The 26,192-nt window shown below is 68.2% G+C and carries 25 protein-coding genes; 7 read left to right on the top strand and 18 right to left on the bottom strand.

Annotated features, from left to right (window positions below):
• Positions 1-41: 41 nt before the first annotated feature.
• A complete protein-coding gene (locus LK10_RS00340) occupies positions 42-1,055 on the bottom strand; it encodes an o-succinylbenzoate synthase (RefSeq protein ID WP_043119240.1) in 1,014 nt (337 codons plus the stop codon).
• Complete coding sequence (locus LK10_RS00345) at positions 1,052-1,768, bottom strand: M50 family metallopeptidase (RefSeq protein WP_043119241.1); 717 nt, start codon at positions 1,766-1,768, stop codon at positions 1,052-1,054. Before LK10_RS00345 ends, LK10_RS00340 begins: the two co-directional genes overlap by 4 nt.
• Before the next feature lie 67 nt (positions 1,769-1,835).
• Here LK10_RS00345 and LK10_RS00350 point away from each other — a divergent pair, with 67 nt between their 5' ends.
• Positions 1,836-2,759: a phosphatase PAP2 family protein gene (locus LK10_RS00350; RefSeq protein WP_043119242.1), complete on the top strand. Its 924-nt coding sequence runs from the start codon at positions 1,836-1,838 to the stop codon at positions 2,757-2,759.
• 175 nt (positions 2,760-2,934) lie between these two features.
• Here LK10_RS00350 and LK10_RS22475 read toward each other — a convergent pair whose 3' ends face one another.
• The 5 genes from LK10_RS22475 to pdhA all read right to left on the bottom strand — a co-directional run bounded on the left by LK10_RS22475 (position 2,935) and on the right by pdhA (position 9,145).
• Positions 2,935-4,359: a MinD/ParA family ATP-binding protein gene (locus LK10_RS22475; protein WP_231567529.1), complete on the bottom strand. Its 1,425-nt coding sequence runs from the start codon at positions 4,357-4,359 to the stop codon at positions 2,935-2,937.
• A gap of 33 nt (positions 4,360-4,392) precedes the next feature.
• Positions 4,393-5,223 carry an MBL fold metallo-hydrolase gene (locus LK10_RS00365; RefSeq protein WP_052206764.1) on the bottom strand — a complete coding sequence of 277 codons (831 nt, stop codon included), beginning with the start codon at positions 5,221-5,223 and terminating at the stop codon, positions 4,393-4,395.
• An 81-nt stretch (positions 5,224-5,304) separates the two neighbouring features.
• Positions 5,305-6,888: a dihydrolipoamide acetyltransferase family protein gene (locus LK10_RS00370; RefSeq protein WP_043119244.1), complete on the bottom strand. Its 1,584-nt coding sequence runs from the start codon at positions 6,886-6,888 to the stop codon at positions 5,305-5,307.
• On the bottom strand, positions 6,888-7,976 hold the full coding sequence (locus tag LK10_RS00375; RefSeq protein WP_043119245.1) for an alpha-ketoacid dehydrogenase subunit beta: 1,089 nt from the start codon (positions 7,974-7,976) through the stop codon (positions 6,888-6,890). The genes LK10_RS00370 and LK10_RS00375 overlap by 1 nt, the downstream gene beginning before the upstream one ends.
• A complete protein-coding gene (pdhA, locus tag LK10_RS00380) occupies positions 7,976-9,145 on the bottom strand; it encodes a pyruvate dehydrogenase (acetyl-transferring) E1 component subunit alpha (protein ID WP_043119246.1) in 1,170 nt (389 codons plus the stop codon). Before pdhA ends, LK10_RS00375 begins: the two co-directional genes overlap by 1 nt.
• Before the next feature lie 141 nt (positions 9,146-9,286).
• Between pdhA and LK10_RS00385 the strand changes: the two genes are divergently transcribed.
• Both LK10_RS00385 and LK10_RS22110 read left to right on the top strand, forming a co-directional pair.
• Positions 9,287-9,739: an Lrp/AsnC family transcriptional regulator gene (locus LK10_RS00385; protein ID WP_043119247.1), complete on the top strand. Its 453-nt coding sequence runs from the start codon at positions 9,287-9,289 to the stop codon at positions 9,737-9,739.
• Positions 9,736-9,933, top strand: a complete 198-nt coding sequence (locus LK10_RS22110; protein WP_043119249.1) for a hypothetical protein — start codon at positions 9,736-9,738, stop codon at positions 9,931-9,933. Before LK10_RS00385 ends, LK10_RS22110 begins: the two co-directional genes overlap by 4 nt.
• On the opposite strand, the gene LK10_RS20650 is transcribed toward LK10_RS22110, so the two are convergent.
• The 8 genes from LK10_RS20650 to paaA all read right to left on the bottom strand — a co-directional run bounded on the left by LK10_RS20650 (position 9,921) and on the right by paaA (position 18,062).
• Entirely contained in the window at positions 9,921-11,774 is a 1,854-nt protein-coding gene (locus tag LK10_RS20650) for an HNH endonuclease signature motif containing protein (RefSeq protein WP_081998168.1), read from the bottom strand. The two genes, LK10_RS22110 and LK10_RS20650, sit on opposite strands and share 13 nt — an antisense overlap.
• A gap of 106 nt (positions 11,775-11,880) precedes the next feature.
• Positions 11,881-13,299 carry a glutamate decarboxylase gene (locus tag LK10_RS00400; RefSeq protein ID WP_043119251.1) on the bottom strand — a complete coding sequence of 473 codons (1,419 nt, stop codon included), beginning with the start codon at positions 13,297-13,299 and terminating at the stop codon, positions 11,881-11,883.
• Positions 13,300-13,324: 25 nt separating this feature from the next.
• Positions 13,325-14,107, bottom strand: coding sequence for an enoyl-CoA hydratase/isomerase family protein (locus tag LK10_RS00405; RefSeq protein WP_043119252.1), 783 nt, complete (start codon positions 14,105-14,107; stop codon positions 13,325-13,327).
• A gap of 50 nt (positions 14,108-14,157) precedes the next feature.
• Positions 14,158-15,339: a 1,2-phenylacetyl-CoA epoxidase subunit PaaE gene (paaE, locus tag LK10_RS00410; RefSeq protein ID WP_043119253.1), complete on the bottom strand. Its 1,182-nt coding sequence runs from the start codon at positions 15,337-15,339 to the stop codon at positions 14,158-14,160.
• Between the two features lie 20 nt (positions 15,340-15,359).
• The gene (gene paaD / locus LK10_RS00415; protein ID WP_043119254.1) at positions 15,360-15,845 is read right to left on the bottom strand and encodes a 1,2-phenylacetyl-CoA epoxidase subunit PaaD; all 486 of its coding nucleotides are present in this window, start codon (positions 15,843-15,845) and stop codon (positions 15,360-15,362) included.
• A gap of 11 nt (positions 15,846-15,856) precedes the next feature.
• Positions 15,857-16,726, bottom strand: a complete 870-nt coding sequence (paaC, locus tag LK10_RS00420) for a 1,2-phenylacetyl-CoA epoxidase subunit PaaC (RefSeq protein ID WP_043119255.1) — start codon at positions 16,724-16,726, stop codon at positions 15,857-15,859.
• Positions 16,723-17,043, bottom strand: a complete 321-nt coding sequence (gene paaB / locus LK10_RS00425) for a 1,2-phenylacetyl-CoA epoxidase subunit PaaB (RefSeq protein WP_052206773.1) — start codon at positions 17,041-17,043, stop codon at positions 16,723-16,725. Before paaB ends, paaC begins: the two co-directional genes overlap by 4 nt.
• Entirely contained in the window at positions 17,043-18,062 is a 1,020-nt protein-coding gene (paaA, locus tag LK10_RS00430; protein WP_043119258.1) for a 1,2-phenylacetyl-CoA epoxidase subunit PaaA, read from the bottom strand. Before paaA ends, paaB begins: the two co-directional genes overlap by 1 nt.
• 136 nt (positions 18,063-18,198) lie before the next feature.
• Between paaA and LK10_RS00435 the strand changes: the two genes are divergently transcribed.
• Together LK10_RS00435 and LK10_RS00440 are read left to right on the top strand one after the other, a co-directional pair.
• Positions 18,199-19,041, top strand: a complete 843-nt coding sequence (locus LK10_RS00435; RefSeq protein ID WP_156143965.1) for a S26 family signal peptidase — start codon at positions 18,199-18,201, stop codon at positions 19,039-19,041.
• A gap of 4 nt (positions 19,042-19,045) precedes the next feature.
• Positions 19,046-19,741 (top strand): arsenate reductase/protein-tyrosine-phosphatase family protein, encoded by a 696-nt coding sequence (locus LK10_RS00440; RefSeq protein ID WP_052206775.1) that lies wholly within the window; start codon positions 19,046-19,048, stop codon positions 19,739-19,741.
• Here the strand turns inward: LK10_RS00440 and LK10_RS00445 are convergent.
• The 3 genes from LK10_RS00445 to LK10_RS00455 are packed head-to-tail and all read right to left on the bottom strand — an operon-like array spanning position 19,681 to position 22,831.
• Positions 19,681-21,207 carry a polysaccharide biosynthesis tyrosine autokinase gene (locus LK10_RS00445; RefSeq protein ID WP_052206776.1) on the bottom strand — a complete coding sequence of 509 codons (1,527 nt, stop codon included), beginning with the start codon at positions 21,205-21,207 and terminating at the stop codon, positions 19,681-19,683. The two genes, LK10_RS00440 and LK10_RS00445, sit on opposite strands and share 61 nt — an antisense overlap.
• Before the next feature lie 17 nt (positions 21,208-21,224).
• Positions 21,225-22,448 carry a hypothetical protein gene (locus LK10_RS00450; RefSeq protein ID WP_052206779.1) on the bottom strand — a complete coding sequence of 408 codons (1,224 nt, stop codon included), beginning with the start codon at positions 22,446-22,448 and terminating at the stop codon, positions 21,225-21,227.
• Positions 22,445-22,831 carry a PqqD family protein gene (locus tag LK10_RS00455; RefSeq protein ID WP_081998169.1) on the bottom strand — a complete coding sequence of 129 codons (387 nt, stop codon included), beginning with the start codon at positions 22,829-22,831 and terminating at the stop codon, positions 22,445-22,447. Before LK10_RS00455 ends, LK10_RS00450 begins: the two co-directional genes overlap by 4 nt.
• On the opposite strand from LK10_RS00455, the gene LK10_RS00460 reads away from it, so the two are divergent.
• Positions 22,830-23,879 carry an LCP family protein gene (locus LK10_RS00460; RefSeq protein ID WP_043119261.1) on the top strand — a complete coding sequence of 350 codons (1,050 nt, stop codon included), beginning with the start codon at positions 22,830-22,832 and terminating at the stop codon, positions 23,877-23,879. The genes LK10_RS00455 and LK10_RS00460 overlap by 2 nt on opposite strands.
• An 85-nt stretch (positions 23,880-23,964) precedes the next feature.
• Positions 23,965-26,169 carry a S9 family peptidase gene (locus LK10_RS00465; protein WP_052206783.1) on the top strand — a complete coding sequence of 735 codons (2,205 nt, stop codon included), beginning with the start codon at positions 23,965-23,967 and terminating at the stop codon, positions 26,167-26,169.
• Positions 26,170-26,192: the final 23 nt, after the last annotated feature.

Consider the following 26,192-nt stretch of genomic DNA (forward strand, 5'->3'; position numbering starts at 1 on the left):
TCTAGCCCGCGACCCCTCTAGCCCGCGAGCCCGCGAGCCCTCTAGCCCGCAAGGACCGCGTAACACCGACGCAGCCGCTCGAGCCACCATGTACGGCGGTCGCCCGGCGCGGCGTGCTCGGCGAGAAGCGCCGGGTCCGGCACGACCTCGCCCGCCGCCACCGGGGCGACCGGCAGGACGCCGCCGCGGGGCACCAAGGGCGAGCGCGCGACGTCGTACGCAAACAGTGCCCCGGTGCCGAGACCGCACGCGTGCGGAAGCTCCGGGAGCGCGGCAGCGAGCGCAACGCCGGCGGCGAGTCCCACGGAAGTATCGAGCGCCGAGCTGACGACGGCGGGGAGTCCCGCCTCGCGGACGATCTCAAGCGCGCGGCGCACGCCTCCGAGCGGGGCGGCCTTGACGATTATGAGATCGGCGGCGCCAGCTCTGGCGACGCGCAACGGGTCCTCGGCCTTGCGCACGCTCTCGTCGGCGGCAATGGGCACGCGCAGCCCCGAGGCACGAAGCCGGGACCGGACCTCGGCCAGTCCTTCGATCCCTGCCGTTGGCTGCTCGGCGTATTCGAGGCCGAACGGCGCGAGGGCGGTCAGGGCCTCCACAGCCTCATCCACGGTCCAGGCCGCATTCGCGTCGACTCGCACATCGGCATGTGGCAGCGCTTCGCGCACGGCGGCAACACGTGCGAGATCGTCCGCGAGCGTCTGCCCGCGCTCGGCAACCTTGACCTTGACTGCAGAGACGGCGCCGTACTTGGCAAGGATCTCTGGCACTCGTTCGGCACCCACGGCCGGCACTGTCCCGTTCACTGGGACGGCTTCCCGGACGGGCGCGGGAAAGCCCTCCCACGCCGCCTCGATCGCCGAGGCGAGCCAGCGCGAGGATTCGACGTCGTCGTACTCGAGAAAGGGCGCGAACTCGCCCCAGCCAGCTGGCCCCTGCACGAGGAGAGCCTCGCGCTCGAGTACTCCGCGGAACTTGACGGTCAGGGGAAGGCGGACGACGGCGGCGCTCGCTTCGAGCTCGGCAAGCGGTGGGAGCTGGGACGCGGGGCTCATGCGGCCACCCTCAGGACGAGCCATGCTCCGGCCCCACTGAGCCCGATGACTGCGGCGAACAGCAGGAGCCACACCGCGGCAGGAACCCCGGTCTTCCGGGAGAGGATGAACGCGTCGGAGCTCCCGAGCTCCCGGCGCCGGCTCGTGTGGACCGACACGAGATTCCACCAGTCACGCACGGCGCCGAGCACAAGGGCCACCCCAGCGCCGAGGGCGAGCTGACCCTGGAGACCCGGCGGGACTGCGACGACAAGCAAGCAGGCCACGACGATGGCGCCGAGCAGGATGAGCGCGCCCTGGAGGTTCCGGATGAAGAGGAAGGTGAGCAAGAGCACGACGACGGCGGCCGACAGGGCTGCGCGACCCCAACCTTGGGACGAAGCCCACACGAGACCCGCCCCGACGACGGCCGGCGTGGGGTAGCCCCAGAAGCCGAACCAGACGGCACGGCCCCGTCCCATCCCGAGCGTCGTCCCACCCTGATCCATCCTGAGCGTGATCCCGGTGACACGCATGCCGGTCGTGAGGCCGGCGAACGCGTGGCCGAGCTCGTGCACGATGGTCACGAAGCGTCCGAAGAACCGCCAGAGGACCGGAACGATGCACAGGGCGGCCGCTCCTGCGAGAAGCCACAGAAGCTCCGTGCCCGAGACCGTGAGCGGGGCCGTGCGCGTGAAGCCGTTGACGAAGTCCGTCCACCATTCCTGAAGCACGCCCTCGACCCTATCGGAGGCGGCTGGGCTTCAGGCCATCCTCAGGGGCGTGTGCAACCCTAGGGGCATGGTTTCCACTCACGAGAGCTCCGGCACGTCTGCCTCGGCACGGCACGCTGCCTCATTCCGTGAGGTCGTGGCGGGCCCGGGTCTCTTCCTGGCCGCGTCTCTTGCCTCCGCGATCGGCGTGGTGGGAACCTACTGGTTCTTCGTCCGCACCGTGACGGGCCAGTACATCGACGAATCCGCCCTCGATGAGGCCGTCGCGGTCTACGGCAAGGCAACGAAGGCCGCGCTGGGCTTCCTCGACGCGCTGCCGACCATCGCCGTCGTCGTCGGATTTGGGGGGCTCCTCTACGCCGCGCTCGTCAAGCGAAGGTGGCAGGGTGCGCTCATCGCTTTGGCTGGGGCGGGACTCGCCAACATCCTGACCCAGGTGCTCAAGATCTACGTCTTCACGCGCCCGTTCCGGGGCATCCAGACGATTATGGAGAATTCGCTGCCGTCGGGGCACACGACGGCGGCGGCCTCCGCAGCTGCTGCCGTCTTCCTCGTGTCCTCGCCGGCGAAGCGTCCTTTCGTCGCCTTCGCCGGGACAACGTTCGCCGTTGCGGCCGGGGCGGCAACCCTCGTCAACCAGTGGCATCGGCCCGCAGACGTCATCGCCGCGTTCCTCGTTGTCTCGGCCTGCATGGCTCCGGCCGGTTGGCTCGTGCTGAGGACCGGGACGCGGTGGAACGCGTGGGACGGCTTCGGCAGTACGTGGGCGTCGTCTCGGGTGTGGCTCACCATTCCCCTGCTCGTGGGCCTCGCGGCAACGGCTCTCGGGGTCGTGATGCTGGTCCGCATCGCGCCCGGTTCCGGGGTCGTCAGCACGACGCATTATTTCTGGACCGGGCTCTCGCTCATAGTCATCAGCGGGTACCTTCTCGGCGTCGCTGCGACGTGGCTGTTCGCGGTCGCCGTCCGTCGGAATCCTACTGTGGCGTAACGAAGACTTCGCAACGCGTGAGGGCGTTGCGCTTGCTGGCGCGGAAAGCTAGCCTTCACTCATCCAGTCATTGGATAAATCCTGATTTGGATCAATGGTTTGGATCGAGCCGAGGCAACACGGCTGCTATTGGGGGCAGCCGTGCTGCCTGTCGGGCCAAGTGCTGCCTGTCGGGTCAGCGGTAACCGTCGACGATCGCGGCCGCGATCTCCTTGTAGGCCCGACGAGTCTCGGGGCGGACCGCCTCGAGAGACACAAGATCGCCGTCCGCCACAGCCTTGTCGTGGGGGACACTGATGAGCATGCGGCACATCCCCGCGAGGGCGGCCTCGATCGCGGCCTTGTCGACGCGCGCCGAGACGTCGTCCTTGTCGGTCACGACGACGATCGCCTCCTTTGCGAGGCGCTCGAAGCCGTGTGCCGACAGCCAGAGGAGTGTGTCACGCGCCCGCTTTGCTCCGCTCACCGCGAAGCCGGCGGCGACGACGATGTTGTCCGCGTGCTCGAGGATCCCGCGCATGGCTGGGCGGCTCACCCCGGTTCCGCAGTCGGTGAGCGTCACGCCGTAGTGCCGGGAGACGAGCGAATAGACCCGCTCGTAATCCTCGGCGCGGAGGGAGTCGGAGAGGTCTGGGTCCTGCTCGCCGGCCAGCAGTCTCAGGCTCCGGACTTCGTGCAGGTAGGCATCGAGCGCGACGCGTGAATCGTTGTCGCCGAGTTCGCGGAGCAGTCTCGTGATCGTGAGCTGGCGCTCCGATTCGTATGCGCCCTCGCCGAGGGCCCGCTCGATGAGATCGCCGGCGTCGGGGTTCGCGTCAATCGCGCACACGCTTCCCGAGCGAACGCTCGCGAGGGTGAGACCGACCCCGACCGTCGTCGATGTCTTCCCGACGCCGCCCTTCATCGAGAGCAGCGCGGTGTTGCGGCTGCCGTCGAGACGACGGCGGATACGCCGGTTGAGCTCCGCCTCTTCGCGTTCGGCGGGCGACGGACCAAGGTTCAAGGCGCCACCCGTGAGACGGTAAAGCCAGCCGCGGAAGCCGCCGCGGGGCGGAGCAGCCTGGGAGGGCTTGATGAAGCCCGCAGGCTGCTCTGTCTGAGACGGCGTTGGACGGGTCGGCGTTGGAGGGGCCGGCGCGGGCTCGGGCGCGATCTCGGGCTCGCGCGCGGCCTCAACCAGCGCGGGCTCGCTCACAACCGGCTCGGGCTCAACTGGCTCAGGCTCACGCACAACTCGCTCGGGCTCAACTGGCTCAGGCTCACGCACAACTCGCTCGGGCTCAACTGGCTCGGGCTCGGGCTCAACTGGCTCAGGCTCAACCCGTGCGGGTCCAGGCTCACGCTCAACCGGCTCACGCTCAACCACCGGGGGCTCGAACAGTGCAGGCTCAGGCTCGAACAGCACAGAGCCAGTCAGGCTGCCTCCCGTTTGGGCAAGCCTGGGCTCTGCAGATTCGGCCCTCGCTGGAGATTCGGCCCTCGCAGCCTCCTCGGCTTCCCGCAGGCGGCGCAGCTCTCGCCGCGTCAGGGGCACGGGCGGGGCCGAGGGGGCGGAAGCACCGCCGTCGTCTGTGCGCTGCTGCGTTCCGTCGTCGGCCATCCCGCCCCTTTCGTACCTGCCCCGCAGGCCACTCTAGTGCAGGCTGCTGGCCGCCTTGAGTCGGCTGATGAACAGTCGGGACTGCTCCGGGCCATAGGGAAGGATCGGGATTGCCTTGGTGGCGTCGTTCGGCGACTCGCGCGTGGCCTGCCGCGCGGAGCGGACGGCGGTCGCCATCGTCTCGGCCATCGTGCGCACCGCGACATCGGTGCAGAGCCCGCCGTGGCCCGGCACGAGGTGCTCGTAGCGGTGGCGCAGGGCGGAAATGTGCCGCAGCACGTCGGCCCACTCCTCGGGGTACGCGTCGCCGAATTCAGGGTAGGAGCCCTCTTCGACGAGATCCCCCGTGAACAGCGTCGTGGAGGTCCCGACGAGCAGGTCGCCGTCCGTGTGGCCGCGGCCGAGATAGAACAGCGTGACGGACTGGCCGCCGAGGTCAACGAGCACGGGCTGATCGCGCACGATCGCCTGAGGCACGACGATCTCCGTGTGTTCCCCCTGCCCCTCAGCCATCTCAGGCTCCCGCCCGCCGGCCTCGGCCCTGGCTACCTCGGCGCGGCCTTCCTCCCCGTGCGTCGCGATCGTGAAGGCTGCGTTTTCATGTGCCCAGAACTCTGTGACCCCTGCGGCCGCGAACACGGCGTTGCCGAAGTAGTGGTCGTAGTGGGCATGGGTGTTGACGACGACGAGCGGCAGCTCCGTCTTCTCACGCACCGCGTCAAGAATCTGGCGCGCTTGCCGCGGCCCCTCCCCCGTGTCCACCACGAGAGCCCGCTCGGTGCCGATGACGAGGCCGATGTTCAGTCGAAGGGGCTCGAGGCTAAGCCAGTAGGTCCCGCCGCCGAGATCGCGCCAGGGAGCCATAGGAGACTGTTCATCCATACGCCGTACGTCCTTACTTCTACGCTGTTCGGGCAGATCGTGCGTTCGATTCTGCCATGACGCTCAGAGGTCGGCGAGAATGCTTCCCGGATGTTCGACGGCGTCGGCCACGAAACGCAAGAAGCCTCCGGCGGTTCCTCCGTCGCATACCCGGTGGTCGAACACGAGCGTCAGCTGGACGATCTTCCGCACGGCAAGCTGGCCTTCCACGGCCCAGGGCCGGTCGAGGATCCGGCCCACACCGAGGATCGCGGCCTCTGGATAGTTGATGATCGCAGCGCTGCCGTCCACGCCGAAGACCCCGTAGTTGTTGAGCGTGAAGGTGCTCCCCGAGAGGTCAGCCGGGGCGGCCTTGCCCTCTCGCGCGAGCTCCGCAAGCCGACGGAGCTCGGCGTCGAAGCTCCTGGCGCTCATGCTGTGGGCGGCCCGGATGTTCGGCACGACGAGGCCGCGCTGGGTCTGGGCCGCAAAGCCCAGGTTCACGCCGTCGAACGCGACGATCTCCTGACTCCCGTCCTCGGCGGTCTCGATCCTGGTATTGAGCTCTGGGTACCTCGCGAGCCCGGCGAGGACGAAGCGCGCGATGAAGGCAAGAAGGCTCGGCGTGCGCTCAGGCTCTCGCCGCTTGAGGTCTTCTCGCAGCGCCACGAGCTCGGTTGCGTCGACGTCGACCCACACTGTTGCCTCTGGGATTTCGCTGCGGCTGCGGGACATGGCTTGGGCAACTGCCTTGCGGACGCCACGGACCGGGGTCCGGGACGCGATCGGGAGGCCAGTGGCTGGGTCCGAGGGGGCGGAAGGCGCGGCTGCTTGCGGAACCTCCCCGACTTGAGGCTGCGGGTGCGGAGCCTCCCCGGCTTGGGCGAACAGGTTCACGTCGCGGCGCATGATGAGTCCGTCGGGGCCCGATCCCTTCACCGCGTGGAGGTCGACGCCGAGCTCCCGTGCGAGTCTGCGCACGATCGGCGAGACGACTCTGAGTGCCTCCCTCGGCGCGCTTGGTGAGACTGGGGCGCTCGGCGGGACTGGGGCGCTCCGTGGAACCAGGGCGCTCCGTGGAACCGGGGCGCTCGCTGGAACCGGGGCGCTCGCTGGAACCGGAGCACCGGAAGAGACGGAGGCAGTGTGAGCCGACGCCGAGCCGGAGCCCTTTCGGCGCCGCTTCCGGGTGCCGGCCGACGTCGCCGAGGTCCCGTAGCCGATCAGGACGTTCCCCGACCCCGAGCTGGGTGCCGAAGAGAGCGTGGAAGCAGGCGCCGGGGCCCCCGCCATCGCCGCCACCTTGGCCCCAGCCTGCTCTTCGGCGCGGTATGCCTCCAAGGCGTCCTCCCCGGCATTGGCTGCACCGGCCGCGCCATTGGCTGCACCGGTTATCCCATGGACCGCACCGGTTACCCCTTCACCGGTGTCGTCGATGCTGATGAGCGGCCGGCCGACGTCGACCGTCTGCCCGGGCTCCCCGTGCAGCATGGCGACCACTCCCGCAAAGGGCGAGGGCACCTCGACCACGGCCTTCGCGGTCTCGACTTCGACAACAGGCTGGTCGACGGCGACGGAATCGCCGACCTCCACGAGCCAACGGACTAGTTCGGCCTCGGTGAGACCCTCCCCGAGATCGGGCAGCAGGAATTCGCGCGTCATGGTCATCAGTCCTCCCACTGGAGATCGTCGAGGGCGTCGAGGATTCGGTCGACGCTCGGCAGGTACCAGTGCTCGAGCTTTGGCGGCGGGAACGGGATGTCGAAGCCGGCCACGCGGCGCACGGGCGCGGCAAGCGAGTGGAAACAACGCTCTTGCACCCGCGCGACGATCTCGGACGCCACCGACGCGAAGCTCTGCGCTTCGGCCACGACCACGGCGCGCCCGGTCTTGCGCACAGACGCGACGAGGGTCTCGTCGTCGAACGGGACGATGGTGCGCAGGTCGATGACCTCGACCGAACGACCCTCCGCGGCCGCGGCGTCGGCGGCAGCAAGCGCGGGCGGGACTGCGGGGCCGTAGGCGATGAGGGTTGCGTCAGTGCCCGGGCGAACGACGACGGCGCGCCCCTCAGCCTTGTTCGCGCGCTCAGGCCGGTTGGCGTCGGAGACCGTTTCGAAGTCCCTTCGCAGGGCGGCGAGGTCCACGGCTTCCTTCGACCAGTACAGCTTCTTGGGCTCCATGAAGACGACCGGGTCGTCGCTCGCGATGGCTTCGCGGAGTAGCCGGTAGGCGTCCGCGACGGTCGCGGGGGTGAAGACCTTGAGGCCTGGCGTATGCGCGTAGTAAGCCTCGGAAGAGTCACAGTGGTGCTCGACGCCACCGATCCCTCCCGCATACGGGACACGGATGACCATCGGCAACCGGACGCGCCCTCGAGTCCGGTTGTGCATCTTCGCCACGTGGCTCGCGATCTGCTCGAAGGCAGGGTAGGCGAAGGCGTCGAACTGCATCTCCACGATGGGACGCATCCCATTCATGGCCATCCCGAGAGCCATCCCGACGATCCCGGACTCGGCGAGCGGCGTGTCGAAGCAGCGCTTCTCACCGAATTCAGCCATGAGCCCGTCCGTGATTCGGAAGACGCCCCCCAGCTTGGCGACGTCCTCGCCGAAGACGACGACGGCGTCGTCCGCTCGCATGGCGTCCGCCATTGCTGTGGTGAGGGCTTTCGCGAAGGTGACGGTCTCGGGTCCTACACCTTCTTGGGTGTTCGCCCCCGCTCGTGCGGCGGCAGCCTCGGCGACCGTGCTCATCAGTGCTCCTCCTGCGGCTCGTCGTCGCGCGCCAGCTCATCTGCCAGGAAGGCGGCCTGCTCGCGCAACTGGGGGGTTGGTTCCGTGAAGACATTGCGGAACAGCTCTTGCGGGTCGAGGCTCACCTCGGCACTGAGTCCGTCGCGGAGCTGCTGTGCAACGTCCTCGGCGTCCCCCGCGAAGGCTGACTCGACGTCGTCGGTCAGCACACCGGTTGATCGAAGGTATTGGCGCATCCGGTTGAGTGGGTCCTTCGCGGCCCAGGCCTGGACCTCGGCCTCTTGGCGGTACCGGGTCGCGTCGTCGGCGTTGGTGTGCGCCTGCATGCGATACGTGTTGGCTTCGACGAGGAGAGGTCCCGAACCCGCCCGGGCGAGGGCCACGGCACGGTCGAGGACTGCGAGGAGGGCGACCATGTCGTTGCCGTCGACCCTCTCCCCCGCCATGCCATATCCGACGGCCTTGTGAGCGAGCGACGGGGCGACGGTCTGGTGAGCGAGCGGCACCGAGATCGCGTACTGGTTGTTCTGGACGAAGAACACCACCGGAAGATGGAAGACCGCAGCGAAGTTGAGTGCCTCGTGAAAGTCACCTTCGCTTGTCGCGCCGTCGCCGCACATCGCGAGCACCACGGTGTCCTCTCCGCGCAGCTTCGCCGCATGGGCGACGCCGACCGCGTGGAGGAGCTGCGTAGTCAGGGGCGTGCTCTGGATGCCCACGTTGTGCTCGTGAGGGTCATAGCCGCCGTGCCAGTCGCCTCGGAAGAGGGTCATGGCCTCGACCGGGTCGATCCCTCGGGTCATGACAGCGACGGCATCCCTATAGGTCGGGAACATCCAATCTCCCTCGCGGAGGCAGAGGGCCGCAGCGACTTGGCAGGCCTCCTGACCATGACTCGACGGGTAGACGGCCAGCCGCCCCTGACGGACCAGCGCCGAGTTCTGGTCGTTCACCCTGCGCCCGACGACTAGCCGGCGATACGCCTCGAGCAGCTCGGTGTCGCTCGGGACGGGATATTGGTGACCGGGACTCGAGCCGCGCTGATCGTCCGGGAGGATAGTCCCGTCCTCGGAGAGGATCTGGATCTGACCGTGCACCGGGAGCATGTAGTCCTCGATGCTGATCCCGAAGCGCTTGATGGCCTCCTCGGCCTCAGCGGGAATCGTCATGATGCCTCCTCGCAGCATGTCCTGTTCTGATCAGGCTTGTTGCCACAAGTATCCACTCGGCTGCTGTTTCGTATCCACAAGTCGCCGAAACCTTGGAAAGTTGGAAGCAGAATCGGCTAATCTGTAGACAAAAGCGCGACCATGACGCGGATCACAGGAGGTCACGTGGACGAAGTGGATCGGTCGATCCTCGCCCAGCTCACCGAGGACGCCCGACGCTCGGTCACCACGATCGCCGAGAACGTACACATTTCTCGGGCCCACGCCTACAACCGGGTCGCCAGGCTTCAGGAGCAGGGGATCATCACGAAGTACACAGCACTCGTGGATCCGCTCAAAGCTGGGCTCCGCTCGAGCGCCTACGTGACCCTCAAGGTGCGGCAGCACTCATGGCGCGAGCTCCGCGAGCAGCTCAAGGCGATTCCCGAGGTACACCACATCGCCCTCGTGGGAGGTGACTTCGACGTCATCTTGCTCGTGCGCGCTGTCGACAACACTGACCTCCGCCGCGTCGTCTTCGACCAGCTCCAGAACATGCCAGGGGTCCTCGACACGCAGACGTTCCTCGTGTTCGAGGATCTCGATACGAGATGAGGAGGGCGGACTGGCGCGGGATCGTCTGGCAGGAGCCAGCGTGGGACGAGCCCGGCCCGACGCAGCGTCGGCCGGCGCGGCGTCCCGAGGCTCAGCAGGTGCAGGACGAGCCGGGCCGGAGCCACCCGGCGCAGCGTCACCCGGCGCAGCGTCACCCGGCGCAGCGTCACCCGGCGCGGCGTCAGCCGGCGTAGCGCTCCTCTCGTCCACTTTCGTGTTTTTGCATGTGTCCCGGATCGGTCCCCTGACTGCTCGAGCCCGGCAACGTCGGCGGAGGCGAGAAGTATTCATGGCCGGTGGGAGTGACGGTAACGATGTCCCCGCGGGTATCGTCTGGCCCCTCACTCCCGACCACATCCCGGCCCCAGCCCACCGATTCCTTCGCGTGATTGCACGCCTCGCACAGGCCTTGGCCGTTCTCGACGCTCGTCTCCCCGCCGGACGCGACCGGCGTCACATGGTCGATGTGCCGAATCGGAGCCTCGCAGTAGGGTGTCCTGCAGACTTGGTCGCGGATCTCGATGAACTCGGCGAGCGCCCGAGGGAACCGTCGCAACTTGGAATCCATCGCAGCCAGTTCCCCGGTGCTCGGATCAAGGTACAGGCGGCGGAGCCAAGCCCCTGCCAGGGAGGCAGCACCGGGAGTCGAGGCAGCACCGGGAGACACGGCAGCACCGGGAGCCGACCGCGCACCGGGAGACACGGCAGTACCGGGAGCCGACCGCGCACCGGGAGACACGGCAGCACCGGGAGCCGACCGCGCACCGGGAGACACGGCAGTACCGGGAGCCGACCGCGCACCGGGAGACACGGCAGCACCGGGAGCCGACCGCGCACCGGGAGACACGGCAGCACCGGGAGCCGACCGCGCACCGGGAGACACGGCAGCACCGGGAGACATGCTGGCTGGCTGCAACGCGGTACCTGAGCAGCTCGTTCCCTCGCCGTCCTCGCCGCCCTCCCCGGCCCCGCTTCCTGCTGCCTTGGACATCGAACCGGCAGCCGCGACAACCGTCGCTCTGGCCTGGCCAGCGGGGATCGTCCCGTACCCCTGAAGCAACGCAGGTTCACGCGCGCCTCCGAAGAGGGCGGAATCTGTCATCACCAGACCCACTCGCAGCGGCACGGCATCAGCTGTGGCCTGGCCTGTGACGCGCTCAACGAGAGTATCGGCTGCGATCTGCCCCGCTGTCCGCCGGTCCCCCGCCGTCCGCCGGTCCCCCGCAGCCCTCGCGGTCGCCCCGGCCGCCCTCAGGGCACCAGCCACGGCCGCCGCCTGCGCCACGGGAAGAATGGCGGTGAGTTGCGCCATGGAATCGGGAAGGCGTCGAACGGTGACCCTACGCTCCCCCTCGGCTTTGCGCACGCGGGCGAGGGCTGCGTCGTCGTCGATCGCATCCACAGCGGCACGAACCGCGTTCTGGATGCCCCTATCCCCCAAGCCTTCGAGACGGCGCGGATGGCTGGCGAGGTCCTCGTCAACGACGGACCGAGCACTCGGTGAGAGCACCTCGACGCCCTCGGCCACGAAGATTGCCCGCTCCTCATTGAGCTGGCCCGCCGCCAGCGCACGGAAGGTGTACGGCATCTCGCCCACAAGGCGCTTCGACATAGCAAGAAGTCGCGCCCCGCGCGCTGGCGACACTTTGCGGGCGAGGGCAACCTGAGCCGATGCGGAGCGCTCGCGCGTCCTCGCGACGCCTCGCCCCGTAGTGGACTCCAAAGCTGCGGCGCGAGGATCCATCCCCGCCTCGCACAATTCAGCGAAGACCACTTGCACCCTCGCCTGCTCAGCAGCGGCAGCCGCCTTCAACCGCTCGAGTGCGTCAAGGCGATCTATGAGATCTGGACCCGTCAGATGGTCCGACGCTACGCCGAGACCCAGGCGCGCCAGAAAAGAATTGATGTCCCTCGTCGATGGACCTTCCGCCCTGTGCAAGAGGCCGCCGAGCGCAGCCCGCCAATCCTCGCGCGGCTGCCCGGCTTCGCGCGAGCCGACTTCAGCTAGACCAGCTGCATCCCCCATGCCCTCCATGGTCAGAGCCTATCGAATATGTGTTCGAAAAACAAACAAGCAATCAAATAAGTATTCGACAAGCAGGCGGGTGAGCATAGGGAACAGGACCGGCGGAAGCGGAAGCCTAGTGATGGAAGGCCGGTGCATGTCCCGGGTCAGGGAACGGGGCATCGGCCGAATCGAGGAACTCGACCGCGTTGCGCAAGTCTTCGAGGAAGCTCGCCGCGAGATCCCGCGTAAAGCCATTGCGCACGACAATCCGCTGCACGGTCAGACCCTCGAGCCCGGCTGGCATGGGATACGCCGGTACGAGCCACCCCTCCATGCGAAGACGATCCGAGAGGTGGTGCAGGTTCCACTTGTCCGTGTGTCCCTCGCGCAGGCTCCAGGCGAAGACTGGGATATCGGAACCGTCATTCCACAGCTCGAACGGCTCCATGGCCCCGATCTCCCGAGCCAAGTACTCAGCGACGTCACGGCACGCTGCGTGAACGGCCCGATACCCCTCGACCCCCAGCCGCAGGAACAGGTAGTACTGCAGGAGCACCTGGGCGCCCGGCCGGGAGAAGTTGAGAGCGAACGTGGGCATGTCGCCGCCGAGGTAGCTCACGTGGAACACAAGGTCCTCGGGCAATGCCTTTGTCTCCCGCCATACGACCCAACCGAGTCCCGGGTATACGAGCCCGTACTTGTGCCCCGAGGTGTTGATCGAGGCGACCCGCGGCAGCCGGAAGTCCCAGACGAGGTCGGGCTGGAGGAACGGAGCGATCATCGCCCCCGAGGCGCCGTCGACATGGATCGGAACGTCGAGCCCAGTTGAGGCCTGAATCGCGTCGAGAGCCTCGGAGATCTTCTGCACGGGCTCGTACATTCCGGTGTACGTCACGCCCATGATCGCAACGACGCCGATCGTGTTCTCATCGACGTAGTCTTCGAGGCCGTGCCCGTCGAGCACGCGGTGCTCCTCGGAAATCGGCACGTAGCGCGCTTCGACCTCGAAGTAGTTGCAGAACTTCTCCCAGCACACCTGAACAGCGGAGCTCATGATGAGGTTTGGCCGCTCGGTCGGCTTCCCCGCTGCGCGCCGGGCCTGCTGCCAGCGGCGCTTGAGCGCAAGGCCCGCGAGCATGCACGCCTCGGAGGAACCGACCGTGGACGTGCCGATCGTGTCCCCGGGATCCGGTGCGTTCCAGAGGTCCGCGAGCATACGCCAGCAGCGGTGCTCGATCTCCGCCGTCTTCGGGTACTCGTCGCGGTCGATCATGTTCTTGTCGACCGTCTCGGCATACAGCTTGCCGGCCTCGGGCTCCATCCAGGTCCCCACGAAGGTCGCGAGGTTGAGCCGAGCATTGCCGTCGAGCATCGCGTCGTCGTGGACGATCTGGTATGCCGTCGAGGGCAGGGACTCGCCCTCCGGAACCGTGAAGCGTGGGAACACCGAAGCCTCGCCGGGCCGGCTGAACAGCGGGTTCAGCTCGACGTTGACCGACGTGTCGTTGTGAGAGGCGGGGGAATGGTGAGAAGCTCTGCTAGAGGCGGTCACGCGGCCACCCTACTCCCCCACCCGGTCACCTCCCTGAGAACAGCGGCTTCCGCTTCTCCTGGAATGCCTTGAACCCCTCCCGGTAGTCCGCCGAGTCGCACAGCGCGGCCTGCGCCTTGTTCTCGGCGTCCATCGACTCCCACAGCCCCAAGCGACGGTCGCGGATCTGCGCGACGAGCTCCTTGGACGCCATGTACGCGCCCGTGGCACCCCGGGCCACCCGGCGCACAGTCTCCCGCGTCCGCTCGAGGAGTTCGTCGGACGGGAAGGCCCGGCTGAACAGCCCCGACCGCACCGCCTCGGCGCCGCTCATGAGGTCGCCCGTGTAGATGAGGTCGAGCGTGCGATGAAGGCCGAGCCGTTCGGTGAAGTACCAGTGGCCCCCCGAGTCGAGGGTCGCACCCAGATTGGCGAACGGCGAGCCGATCTTCGCGTTCTCGGCCACGTAGACGACGTCGGTCGCAAGCAGGAGCCCGAGTCCCACCCCGAGCGTGGCCCCCTGGGCGGCCGCGAAGGTCGGGGCAGGGAACGCTGCCATCTTATGCATGAGCGGCGTGACGAGCCCGCCGAGGTATCCGAGCACGTCGTCGTCCGCGGGGTCGACGCCGGAGATGTCCCGTCCCGCGCAGAAGGCGCGGCCCTCGCCGCGCAGGAGCAGCGCCCGCACCTCGCCGCGCGAGGCGGCGGCAGCGGCGTCGTCGTACGCCTGGGTGAGCTCGGCGAGCGCCTCGGGGTCGACGGCGTTGAGCTTCCCGGGTGCGTCGAGCACCACTTCGGCGATGTCGTCGGCGATGGTGAGCGAGATCAAGGATGGCTCCTCGTAGGGTCAGGCGTCATTTGGGTCAGGGCGTCATTGGGTCAGGCGTCGAAGTCGACAGACACGGCGTCCGAGGTGGGCCGGGACTGGCACGTCAGGACGTACCCGCGCTCAAGCTCGTCGGGTTCGAGGGCGTAGTTCTCGGCCATGTCGACGGTGCCCTTGACGAGTTTGGCACGGCACGTGCCGCACACGCCGCCGGCACACGCGAACGGGACATCCGGGCGCACACGCAAGGCCGCGTTGAGGATCGTCTCGTTCGCCGCGGCCGGGCTCTTGACGACCCCGGACAGGCCATCGAGACGGAACTCGATGTCGAAGTTCTTGCCCGATTCGTCCTCCACGATGGGGCGCCCGATGTTCCCCTCGAGGTTGGTCGGCGTGCCCGTCGTGAAGAGCTCGAAGCGCACCTTCTCCGGCTCGACGCCCCGTGCCGCCAGCGTGTCCCGCACGAGCTGGACGAGTTCGAACGGCCCGCAGAGGAACCACTCGTCGACGTCGTCGGCGTGGATCACCGTGTTGAGCAGCGTGGTGAGCTTCTCGGCGTCGACCCGGCCCGAGAGCAGAGGCGAGATGCGCTGCTCTCGCGAGAGGACGTGGTGAAGCGCGAACCGCGAGGGGTACTTGTCCTTGAGGTCGGCGAGCTCCTCGACGAACATGACGTCCATCGCCGCCTTGTTCGCGTAGACCAAGTCGAAGCGGACGTTCTCGTTCGCCGCGAGGACCGTCTTCGCGATCGCGATGACCGGCGTGATCCCCGAGCCCGCCGCGACCGCGACGAACGTGTGCTCGCGCTCGGTGTCGATGCTCGTCGGGTCGTTGAGGCCGGTCATCTTGTGCTTCGAGATGAAGGCACCGGCCGGGCTCATGACGTCGAGCGTGTCCCCTGGCGCGAGGTGCTCGTTGGCCCACGTCGAGAACACGCCACCGAGGTCCTTCTTGATCGCGACCCGGATCTCGCTGCTGCCGTCCTCGAAACGCTGCGGGACCGCGCAGATCGAGTAGCTCCGGCGGACCTCCGCGTCGCTGCCCGGCAGCTGGGCGCGCAGCGCGACGTACTGCCCAGGGATGTAGTCGTACTCGTCGGCGAGCGCGGGCGGGACGGCGAACGTCACCTCGATCGCGTCATTCGTGAGACGCCGCACCTCGCTCACCTCGAGTGGGTGGAAGGACGCACGACGGCGCCCGGTCGCCTCGGCGCCCTCGGTCAGCTGGTCTGTCATAGGGAGCACCTCGAAGTCATTTACAGCACCTTGAAGTAGTCGAAGGGTTCGTGGCAGTCCTGGCACACGTAGAGCGCCTTGCAGGACGTCGAGCCGAAGCGGGAGAGCTCGCGGGTGTTGAGCGAGTGGCAGCGGGGGCACTTGACGGCTAGGCCGAGCCGGATGGGACCGGCGGCAGCGTGACCCGTCGGAGGCGCGATCCCGTACTCCTCGAGCTTGGCCTTGCCCTCCTCGGTCATCCAGTCAGTGGTCCACGCTGGAGAGAGGACGAGATCGACCACGACCTTCTCGTACCCGGCGTCGTGGAAGACGCGCTGAAGGTCGTCGCGGATCGCGTCCATCGCAGGGCAGCCCGAATAGGTCGGGGTGATGGTGAGGCGGACGGTGCCGTCGGCGTCAACGCGCCCGTCCCGGAGGATCCCGAGGTCCCGGATGCTCAGCACGGGAATCTCGGGGTCGTTCACGGTCGCGGCGAGGGCGACGACGTCGTCATCGGTCCTGATCACGGAAGGCTCCTCTACCAGGTTGCGCCCGGGTGCTTGCGGGCGAGCACCTGCATCTCGGCGAGCAGGTAGCCGAGGTGCTCGGTGTGCTCGCCCCGGCGGCCGCCGCCGCTTGCGCGGGGAACTGCGGGCAAGGCGAGCGTTGCCTCATCGAGGACGGCACGGATCTCGGCGTCGAACTCGCCGCGGAGCGTTGAGGGGCGCACGCCGGCATCTCCGACCCGCTCGGTCAGCTCGTCGTCGTCGAACAGCTCATCCACGTAAGGCCACATGAGCTCGATCGCCGCCTGCATGCGGCGGTGGGATTCGTCGGTGCCGTCGCCGAGGCGGAGCGTCCACTGGATCGCGTGGTCCCGGTGGTAGTCGACCTCTTTGAGCGCCTTCGCCGCGATCGCGGCGATCGTGCTGTCGGCCGATTCCACGAGCCGCGAATAGAGCAGACGCTGGTAGATGGCGACGACGAGCTGCCGCGCGATCGTCACCCCGAAATCGCCGTTCGGCTGCTCGAAGATCCATGCGGAACGGAACTCGTCCTCCTCGCGCCAGTACGCGAGGTCGTCCTCGGTCTTGCCCCACGCGTGGCCCGCGTAGGTGAGGAACGAGCGGGCGTGGCCGAGGAGGTCGAGCGCGATGTTGCCGAGAGCGATGTCCTCCTCGATCTCCGGCCCGCGCGAGATCCAATGGCCGAGCCGCTGCGCGAGGATGAGCGAATCGTCCCCGAGTCGCAGCGCGTACTGCGCGACGTCCTCGCTGGGGCGCACCGTCTGGATCGCGATGTCCTCAGGGCGAAGCGCATTGCCGGGGGTCACCCGAGTGGCCGACGCCGCGGCGTCGCCGAAGCTGTCGAGGGAGTGGTCTGCATGGGCAGGCGTAGGCGCATTCACAGGTGCTTCACGCCCTCGCTCTTCGTGTAGTACGTCGCGTGCCGGTAGTCCTTGCCCTGAGGAGACTCGAAGAACGAGCCCTTCGCGTCCGGGTCGGACGCCATGATCGCCTCGGACGGCACGACCCAGATCGAGACTCCCTCGTTCCGACGCGTGTACAGGTCGCGGGCGTTGCGCAGCGCCATCTCCGCATCGGGCGCGTGGAGCGAGCCGGCATGGACGTGGGAGAGGCCGCGGCTCGAACGGACGAAGACCTCCCAGAGGGGCCAGACGTTGGCCTGCTGGCCCGCTGCCTGGCCTTCGTTCTCCTGGCTCATCACGCCGCACCTGCCTTCTGCATCTGCTTCTCGCGCTGCTTCCCTGCGTAAGCGCGTGCCGCCTCGCGCACCCACGCACCGTTCGCGTGGGCCTCGCGGCGCCGCGCAAGACGCTGGGCATTGCACGGGCCGCGGCCCGCGATGACGTCCTTGAATTCCTGCCAGTCGAGCTCCATGTGGATCCACTTGCCCGTCTCCTCGTCGAACCGGAGCTCCGGGTCGGGGAGAGTGAGCCCGAGGACCTTGACCTGCTCCGCGATCATCCCGACGAAGCGCTGGCGCAGCTCGTCGTTGGAGAACCGCTTGATGTTCCAGGCCATGGACTGCTTCGAGTTGGGCGAATCGTCGTCCGGGGGCCCGAACATCATGAGTGCGGGCGCGTAGAAGCGGTTGACGGCGTCCTGCGCCATCTCCTTCTGCTCGGGTGTGCCGTGGGAGAGCTCGAGAAGGATCTCGAAGCCCTGCCGCTGGTGGAACGACTCCTCCTTGCAGATGCGCACCATCGCACGTCCGTAGGGGCCGTAGCTTGCCCGGCACAGCGGGACCTGGTTCGCGATCGCAGCGCCGTCGACGAGCCAGCCGATCGCGCCCATATCCGCCCAGCTGCGAGCCGGATAGTTGAAGATCGAGGAGTATTTGGCCTTGCCGTCCAGCAGCTGCTGGTTCAGGACGTCGCGGGGCGTGCCGAGCGTCTCGGCAGCGGAGTAGAGGTAGAGCCCGTGGCCCGCCTCGTCCTGGACCTTCGCCATGAGGATCGACTTGCGCTTGAGGCTCGGGGCGCGCGTGATCCAGTTGGCCTCCGGCTGCATTCCGATGATCTCTGAGTGCGCATGCTGGGAGATCTGCCGCGTGAGCGTCTTGCGGTACGCCTCCGGCATCCAGTCCTTGGGTTCGATGCGGGAGTCGTCAGCGATGATGCGGTCAAAATATGCCTGGCCAGCGCGGGTCTCTGGGGACACGGATGCGTCCTGGTCCTCAGGTCGCGGCGCGGGCACGGACTGCAGGGGTGCAGCTGCCATAGCTCCTCCTCAAATAATTACCGACCGTTCGTTCAGAATATGTGGACGGGCGGATAGGCGTCAAGCCGTCCGTGCCAGCCACGGAGGCACTCGCACGGCCGCCCTCCGTGCTCTTCTCCCCTGCTACCTTCGCCGCATGGCCCCCCACCGGCAGCGAAAGACGATGCCCACCTGGCTGCGTTTCGTGGCCCATGCCTTGGTGGCCCTCCTCGTGGTCTCGCTCGTTCAGGCATTCTTCGTGAAGCTCTATCGCGTGCCTTCCGCCTCCATGGAACCAACGCTCCACGGCAGCCCTCGCGGCGGCGACTGGATCCTCGCCGACCGCCTCTCCATGCGGCTCGGCAACGCGCCCGCGGTGGGCGACGTCGTCGTCGTGGTCCGGCCAGCGGGATGGGACGGAGAGAGGAGCGACGACGGCGCTCCTTCCGGCGGGGGCGCTCCTGCCAGCGGCGGCGCTCCTGCCAGCGGCGGCGCTCCTGCCGGCGACGGCGCTCCTGCCAGCGGCGGCGCACCTGCCAGCGCCCCACCTTCCAGCGGCGGCCTCCCCGAGTGGATTGGCAACGCGGCGCGGGTCTTCGGGGATGTCACGGGCATCGGGCCCACGAGTCAGAGCTATCTCGTCAAGCGGATCGTCGCCCAGGGTGGCCAGACGATTGCGTGCTGCGACGCGGCGGGCCGGCTCGAGCGTGACGGCCTCGGCGTCGACGAACCGTACGTCGCGCTCGACCTTCCCTTCGTGCCCGGTCGGCTCGACTGCACGACGACGCCGCGTTCCTCCCGCTGCTTCCGCGCCTTCAAGGTCCCAGAGGGCGAGCTCGTGCTGCTCGGCGACCACCGCTCGGCGTCCGCCGACTCGTCGCTGGCCTGCCGGGTCCCATCCGCGCCGGATCCCTGCATGCGGACGGTGCCAGCCTCGGCGGTTGTCGGGCGGGTAGCCCTTCGCATCTGGCCCATTTGGCGGATCGGGGTGCTAGCGTGAAGCGATGAGCGACGGAACTCCTTTCCGCATCCTCACCGTCTGCACCGGGAACATCTGCAGGTCTCCTCTGGCCGAGCGGCTGCTTCAGTCCGGCCTCGACGAGGCAGCCCCAGGGGTTTTCAGCGTCACGAGTGCCGGCGTTCGAGCGCTTGCGGGGCAGCCAGCCCATCCAAGGTCAGCGGAGATCGCCGAGCGGCTCGGCTCGAGCCTCGAGGCGTTCGAAGCCCAGCAGCTCGCGCAGCAGCACGTAGCGGAGGCAGACCTCGTGCTGATCATGGCCGAGGAGCACCGCGGTCCGCTCCTGGCGGTCTCCCCCTCGGCCCTCAAGCGCACGTTCACCCTGCGCGAGTTCGCCCGCCTCATCGAGATCCTGCCCGGTCCCTCGACACGGGAGAGCGTGCAGGACGCGTGGCGGCGGTATGTGGCCGACGGCGACAAGATCCGCCATCAGGTGCGCCTCGACGAGCCTGGCCTCAACGACGTCGCCGACCCCTTCGGACTCGATGCCTCCGCCTACGATCGCATGGCCGAGGAGCTCGTTCCGGCCGTCAGCACCCTGATCCGTGCCGCCCTTCCCCGCCGGCGTCGCCGTGCACTCTCCGGCGAGAGCCGCGCCGCGCTGCGGGAAGCAGAACGACGTCAGCTCGCCGAGCGCCTGCCCCTGAACGCGGGCACGGGCTCAGGGGCCGAAGACGCCTGACCTCCCCCTTGTCCTCCTTGTCGTGCCTTGCGGCGATCGGGTCCGCTCGGGTACGTGCCGTAGTAGCCGTAGCCGTACGTGTCCGGCCCCTTGGGCGGGACGCAATTGAGGATGACGCCGAGGACCCGCCCGCGCACGCGCCCCAGATTCCCGAGCGCCCGCTGGAGACTGTCCGTCGTCGTCTTGCGCGCCCGCGCGACCACGAGCGTGCCGTCCGCCGCCCGGGAGAGGACCGCCGCGTCGGTGACTGGCAGGAGCGGCGGGGTGTCGATGAGCACGACGGCCCGCTCTGAGAGCTCCTCGAGGAGATGCTGCATCGCCCGCGATCCCAGCAGCTCTGACGGGTTCGGCGGGATACGCCCCGCGGCCAGGATCTTGAGCTGGGGCATGGGCCCCCACTCCTGAAGGACCTCGTCGATGCTCGCCCGGCCGGTCAGGATGTCGGTCATGCCGACGTCGCCGATCACGCCGAAGACCTTGTGCGCTGTCGGCCTGCGAAGGTCGGCGTCGACGACGATGACCTCCTCGCCCGCGGCGGCAATGGTTGCCGCAAGGTTCCCGATGACAGTGGACTTGCCCTCGGACGGCAGCGAGCTGGTGACCAGGAGCACCCGCGGCGGGCTGTCGACGTCGATGAAGTGCAGATTCGTCCGCAGTTCCCGGAGCGCCTCGCCCATCGCGTGCCCAGCGCCGGTCCCGTGCAGGTCGAGGACCCGTGTCTCGCCGACGAGGCGTTTGTCCCGCGGGAGCGTTCCCACGACGGGCACCCGGAAGCGCCTCTCGATCTCGGCGGCCGCACGGATGCGGCGGTCGAGGAGATTGCGCACGAGCGCATAGCCGAAGCCGAGAACCAGGCCGCCTGCAGCGCCAGCGCCGAGCGCGAGCCGAAGGTTCGGAGAGATGGGCGAGGTCGGGACCGTGGCCTTCGCTAGCGGCACGACCTTCGTGGCAGGTTCGGAGCCCGTGCTCGACATCGATTTCTCGATCTCGTAGACCTGCGCCGCGAGGGCCGAAACCCACGCATCCGCGACCTCCTTCGCCTGCACAGGGTTGGCGGAAGTGGCGACGACCTGGAGCTCGGACGAATCGACCGGGACCGTGACTTTGACCGTGCCCGCGATCGCCTGAGGCGAGGTGCTCAGGCCGAGGTCCTTGACGACGCGCTCGGCCACGAGGAGCGAGTCCGCGAGCGAGCGGTAGCTCTTCGCCTTCGACTTCGAGAGGTTGTCCCCAGCGAGGGAGAGGTTGAGGTTCTCCGAGCCGCCGGTCACGACCATCCCGTTCGACTGCGCCTCGTAGACGCGGGGCTGCACGAGGTACCAGCCGAAGGCGCCGGCCGTCGCGACCGCCGCAAAGAGCAGGATCCCGAGCCAATACCTTCGGGCCACCGAGAGGTAGTCCGCGAGGCTCATGCCCTGCCGATCCGCGGCGTTGTCGTCTAGGAATGAATTTTGCACAAGGTTCATCTAAACCCCGGCCCACCTCAGCTCCGTGTGAGCACTCCGTAGTCAACCAGTAGCTCGACCGCGCGTGAGAGTGCCTCCTCGTGACCGGACGGGAGCCCCACCTCCGGCGCAATCCGCGCGGCGAGGTCCTCGAACCTGGCTGGCGAGCCCACGGCGCGCCAGAGCGCCGGGACGATTCCACCGAGCCGAAGGACCCGCTGGCCGACCATCACGAGCAGCTCGCTCCCTCCCCCGGGGATCGCGATCTCGACGGCGTCGACAACGTCGCCCCGGCGCAGATGGCCGGGCGCCGCCGAACCCGGCGGCAGGCAACCCGGCGGCAGGCAACCCGGCGGCAGGCAACCCGGCGGCAGGTCGCCGTCGTCCGCTCGGGGGAGAGGCACGACGGCGGGGGCCCACCCTCCCGCGACGGGCGGACGGGCAAGGAGGCCGGGGATGAGGCCCGCGAGGTCCTCGGCCTCCCTGTAGGCGACGCTCACGCCGCCACCGCACGCGTCGAGGAGCTCGCAGAGCAGCTGGAGTGGGCGGCGCAGCTTCCCGAGGGACGAAGTGTGCGGCGCGAGCCCGACGATGGCCTCAGCATGACTGAGCGGGCGCACCTCTGCTGCGCGCCCGCTTCCGGCCGGCGAACGCTCACGCTCGAGGAGGACGACGGCGCCGAGGCTCCCCGGGGTCGGCGCGGCGCGCAGCCCGAGCGCGTCGGGACCGAGCTGTCGTTTCGGGTCCGGCGGCTCGTCGACGATGACCGAGAGCGGCTTCGGATACGGGACGACCGAGCCGCCTGGTTCGATGCCGACCGTCTCGTCACTCACGTAGCCCAGGCCACGGGCGAGCACGCGGGTAGCGGTCGTCTTGCCGATTCCGGACGGCCCCACGAGCGCTGCGGTGCGGCCCGTGCGCGGATCCGAGAGGCCAGAGGCGTGCAGCATGAGCAGCTCGCCGCCCCGCTGCTCGATCGCGGCCAAGGTCAGGGCGCTCGTGAGCTCTGCAGCGAAGCCCTCGAAGGTCACGCCCGAGACCGGTACGACGGCGGCGCCCCGCAGGATCCGCGCGCGGAAGGGCGGCGTGCTGCCATCGTCATCGACCGGGCTGTTGCGACCCGTGCTGGTGCAGTCAATGGCCAGGTCCTCCCCCTCCTCGAGGCACCTCGACCAGGCTCGGCGCAGCTCGGCCCGCTGGGCAGCGCTCACCCCCGAGTCGAAGATGACCGATACGGACGCACCCAGGATCCGGAGCCTCACCGCGTGCTCTCCCGTGCCGGCTGCTCCACGAGCCCCTGCTCGGCGAGCTGGCCGAGGAATGCGGCGAGCTGCACTTCGAGATCGGATGGCGCCTCCGTCCCATACTCGTCACGCAGTTCGGCGAGTATGTCGCCCTCGCTGCGGACGCCGTCGACAAGGGACCAGATCACCATCGCCGAACCCTTCAGGACAAGAGGCCGGTTCGCGCGGAGATTGAGCAACGCGACCCATTCGCCTCCGTGCCCGAGGACCTCGGCAACCAAGCCACTTCTGCGCCAGATCGGCATCATTTCCCTTCCGCCAAAACCGTCGAACGACTCCCAGCCAGCCGTCAGGGCACACTGATACTGCCCGCCGCCCAGCCACGAAAAGTGAGACATCATGACCGCGTCCGCCCCGCCGACCCGTTCGAGAAGGAAGAGGAAGCGAACGGCTGCGTTCGTCCTGCTGGGTGCCCTGCTCGTCGTCGTTCTCGCCGCCGTGGCCGCAATTGTCTATCTGGGCAGTCTCTCCCAGAGCTTCGACACCAACACCAAGAAGATCCCGAACGCGTTCCCCCAGGAATCATCTCGCCCTGCGGAGCCGGCTCCGGGGCCGGACGGCAAGCGGCCGGTGAACATCCTGCTCGTCGGTTCCGACAGCCGCGGCGCCACCGGCGCGATCGCGGAGTCGGGGGCGCCATCGGACCAGCGCTCCGACACCATGATGCTCGTCCATGTCCCGGCCGACAGGCAGCAGGTCTACGTCACCTCGATCATGCGCGACCTGTGGGTCCCCATCCCGGACCACGGCTCGGCAAAGATCAACGCCGCTCTCGCATTCGGCGGCGTCCCGCTCATGGTCCAGACGGTGGAGTCGCTCCTGGGGCAGCGGCTCGACCACGTCGCCTTCGTGGACTTCGAGGGATTCAAGGGCCTCACCGACGCCGTCGGCGGTGTGACCGTCAACGTCCCCAAGGCCTTCACTGCGAGCCAAACCTCGGACATCCACTTCAATGCCGGCCCCCAGACAATGAACGGCGAGCAGGCGCTCGCGTTCGTCCGCGAGCGCTACGCCTTCGCCGATGGGGACTACCAGCGCGTGCGCGACCAGCAGATCTTCATGAAGGCCCTCGTGTCGAAGATCGCGACTCCCCAGACGCTCACGAACCCGGTCACCCTCGCGAACGCCGTCAGCGGCTTCTCCCCGTATCTCACGGTCGATTCGGGCTTCACGGCCTCGGCCATCGCATCGCTGGGACTCGAACTCGTCAACGTGCGGCCTAGCGACATCGTCACGTTCACCCTTCCGACGAACGGGACGGGCTGGTCGACGGACGGGCAGTCGATCGTCCTCCTGAATCAGGCCGCGACGACAGGGCTTGCGGATGCCATGGCGAGGGGCACGGTCCCGACTTACGTCACGGCCAACAATCTGGCGAACGGGAACTAAGTGTCGGCGATCCAAAGATCCGTGGTGCGCGAGCCAGTTCTCCGTGTGAAGGCTAGGAGTGAAGTCAGTAGCTAGGGTGGGCTGCATGAGTGTTGAGGTCCCGCCTACGGCCCGCAAGGTCCCTTCCCAGCGCGAGCGGCACGGTGACGTGTTCGTCGACCCCTACGAGTGGCTGCGCGACAAGGAGAACCCGGACGTCGTAGCCCACCTTGAGGCTGAGAACGCATACACCGAGAGCATCACAGCAGACCAGCAGCCCCTCCGGGACGCGATCTTCGACGAGATCAAGCGCCGCACCCAGGAGACGGACCTCTCCGTGCCGAGCCGGCTCAACGGCTGGTGGTACTACTCGCGCACGGTCGAGGGAAAGCAGTACCCGATGTATTGCCGCGTGGCAGCGGCCGAGGACGACGGCGAACTCGATGCATGGACGCCGCCCGCCGTCGTCGCCGGGATCCCGCTCGACGGCGAGCAGGTGCTGCTCGACGGGAACGCCGAGGCCGAGGGACATCCCTTCTTCGCGCTCGGCGGGGCAGCCCTCACGCAGGACGGGCACCTCTACGCATATGCCGTGGACAACTCGGGAGACGAGACGTTCACGCTGCGGATCAAGGACGTGCAGACGGGCGAACACCTCCCCGAGGCAATCGAGCGCGTCTTCTACGGCCTGGAGTTCTCGCCAGACGGGCGCCGGCTCTTCTATGTCGTCGCGGACGAGTCGTGGAGGCCCTTCCAGATCCGCGTCCACACGCTCGGTACGCCCGTGGATCACGACGAGGTGCTGTACGAGGAGGACGACGTTGCGCAGTGGACGTCGATCGACCTCTCCTCCGATCGCCGCTGGCTCCTCGTGAGCATCGGGAACTCCGAGTACAGCGAGACCCGGTACCTCGACCTCGCCGACCCCGCGGCCTCGCTCACGGTCCTCGTCCCCCGGAACGAACGGATCCTCCACAGCGCCGAGATCTTCGAGTACGACGGCGCGGCCCACGTCCTGCTCGTGCACAACGGCAGGGGGGTCGAAGGGGGCCCGGAAGGCAGGGCGTTCAACAACATGGTCTCGCTCGCGCCCCTGGCCGAGTTCGCAAAGCCGCTCGGGGAGCAGGAGTGGCGCACCGTCGTCGACCATGACGACGCCGTGAAGATCGAGGGCGCGGACGTCACCTCGACCCACCTCCTCCTCTCGCTGCGACGCGACACCATGGAAACAGTCCGCTTCGCGAGGCTCGACGACGTCTTCGCCCACGTCGCGGGACCGCGCGAAGGCGGCCAGGCGCCGTCGTTCGCGGAGCCCGCCTTCGGTGAGGAGCTGTACACGGCGGGGGCCAGCGCTTCGGACTACCGCGCGCCGGTCGTCCGCGTGCGGTACACCTCGTTCTTCACCCCGCCGCGCATCTACGACTACGTCCTTGCGACCGGAGAGCTGCTCCTGCGAAAGGAGACGCCGGTTCTCGGGGGCTACGATCCGAGCGACTACGTGGCCGAGCGCGCGTGGGCGACGGCCGAGGATGGCACCCAAGTTCCGCTGTCGGTCCTGCGGCATGCGTCGGTCCGCCCGGACGGGACGAACCCCGCGCTCGTCTACGGCTACGGCTCCTACGAGGTCAGCATGGACCCGGCGTTCGGGATCGCACGCCTGAGCCTGCTCGACCGCGGAATCGTCTTCGTCATCGCCCACATCCGTGGCGGCGGCGAGCTCGGCCGCCGGTGGTACGAGGACGGCAAGAAACTGCGCAAGAAGAACACGTTCAGCGACTTCGTCGCGGCCACTGACTGGGTCGTCTCCTCGGGTTGGGCGGACCCCGCGCGGATCGGCTGCATGGGCGGCTCCGCAGGCGGGCTCCTGATCGGCGCAGTGCTCAACCTCGCCCCCGAGAAGTACGCCGTGGCGGTTGCGGAGGTCCCGTTCGTCGATGCCCTCACCACCATCCTCGACCCCGAGCTGCCGCTCTCGGCCCTCGAGTGGGAGGAGTGGGGCAACCCCATCGAGGATCCGGAGGTGTACGCCTACATGAAGTCGTACACGCCGTACGAGAACGTGCGGCGGGCCCCCTATCCGCGCGTCGCGGCCGTGACCTCCTTCAACGACACCCGAGTGCTCTACGTCGAGCCGGCGAAATGGGTCCAGGCGCTGCGGGAGGCCTCGACGAGCGGGCAGCCGATCGTGCTCAAGACCGAGATGGTCGCGGGGCACGGGGGCGCGTCGGGCCGTTACGAGGAGTGGAAGGACCGGGCGTGGGACTACGCGTTCATCGCGGACGCGCTCGGAGCCCGGGAGCTGATCGCGTAGGCCTCAGCGGGACCGATTAGGAG

The sequence above is a fragment of the Sinomonas humi genome (assembly GCF_000802235.1).
Lineage (GTDB): Bacteria > Actinomycetota > Actinomycetes > Actinomycetales > Micrococcaceae > Sinomonas > Sinomonas humi.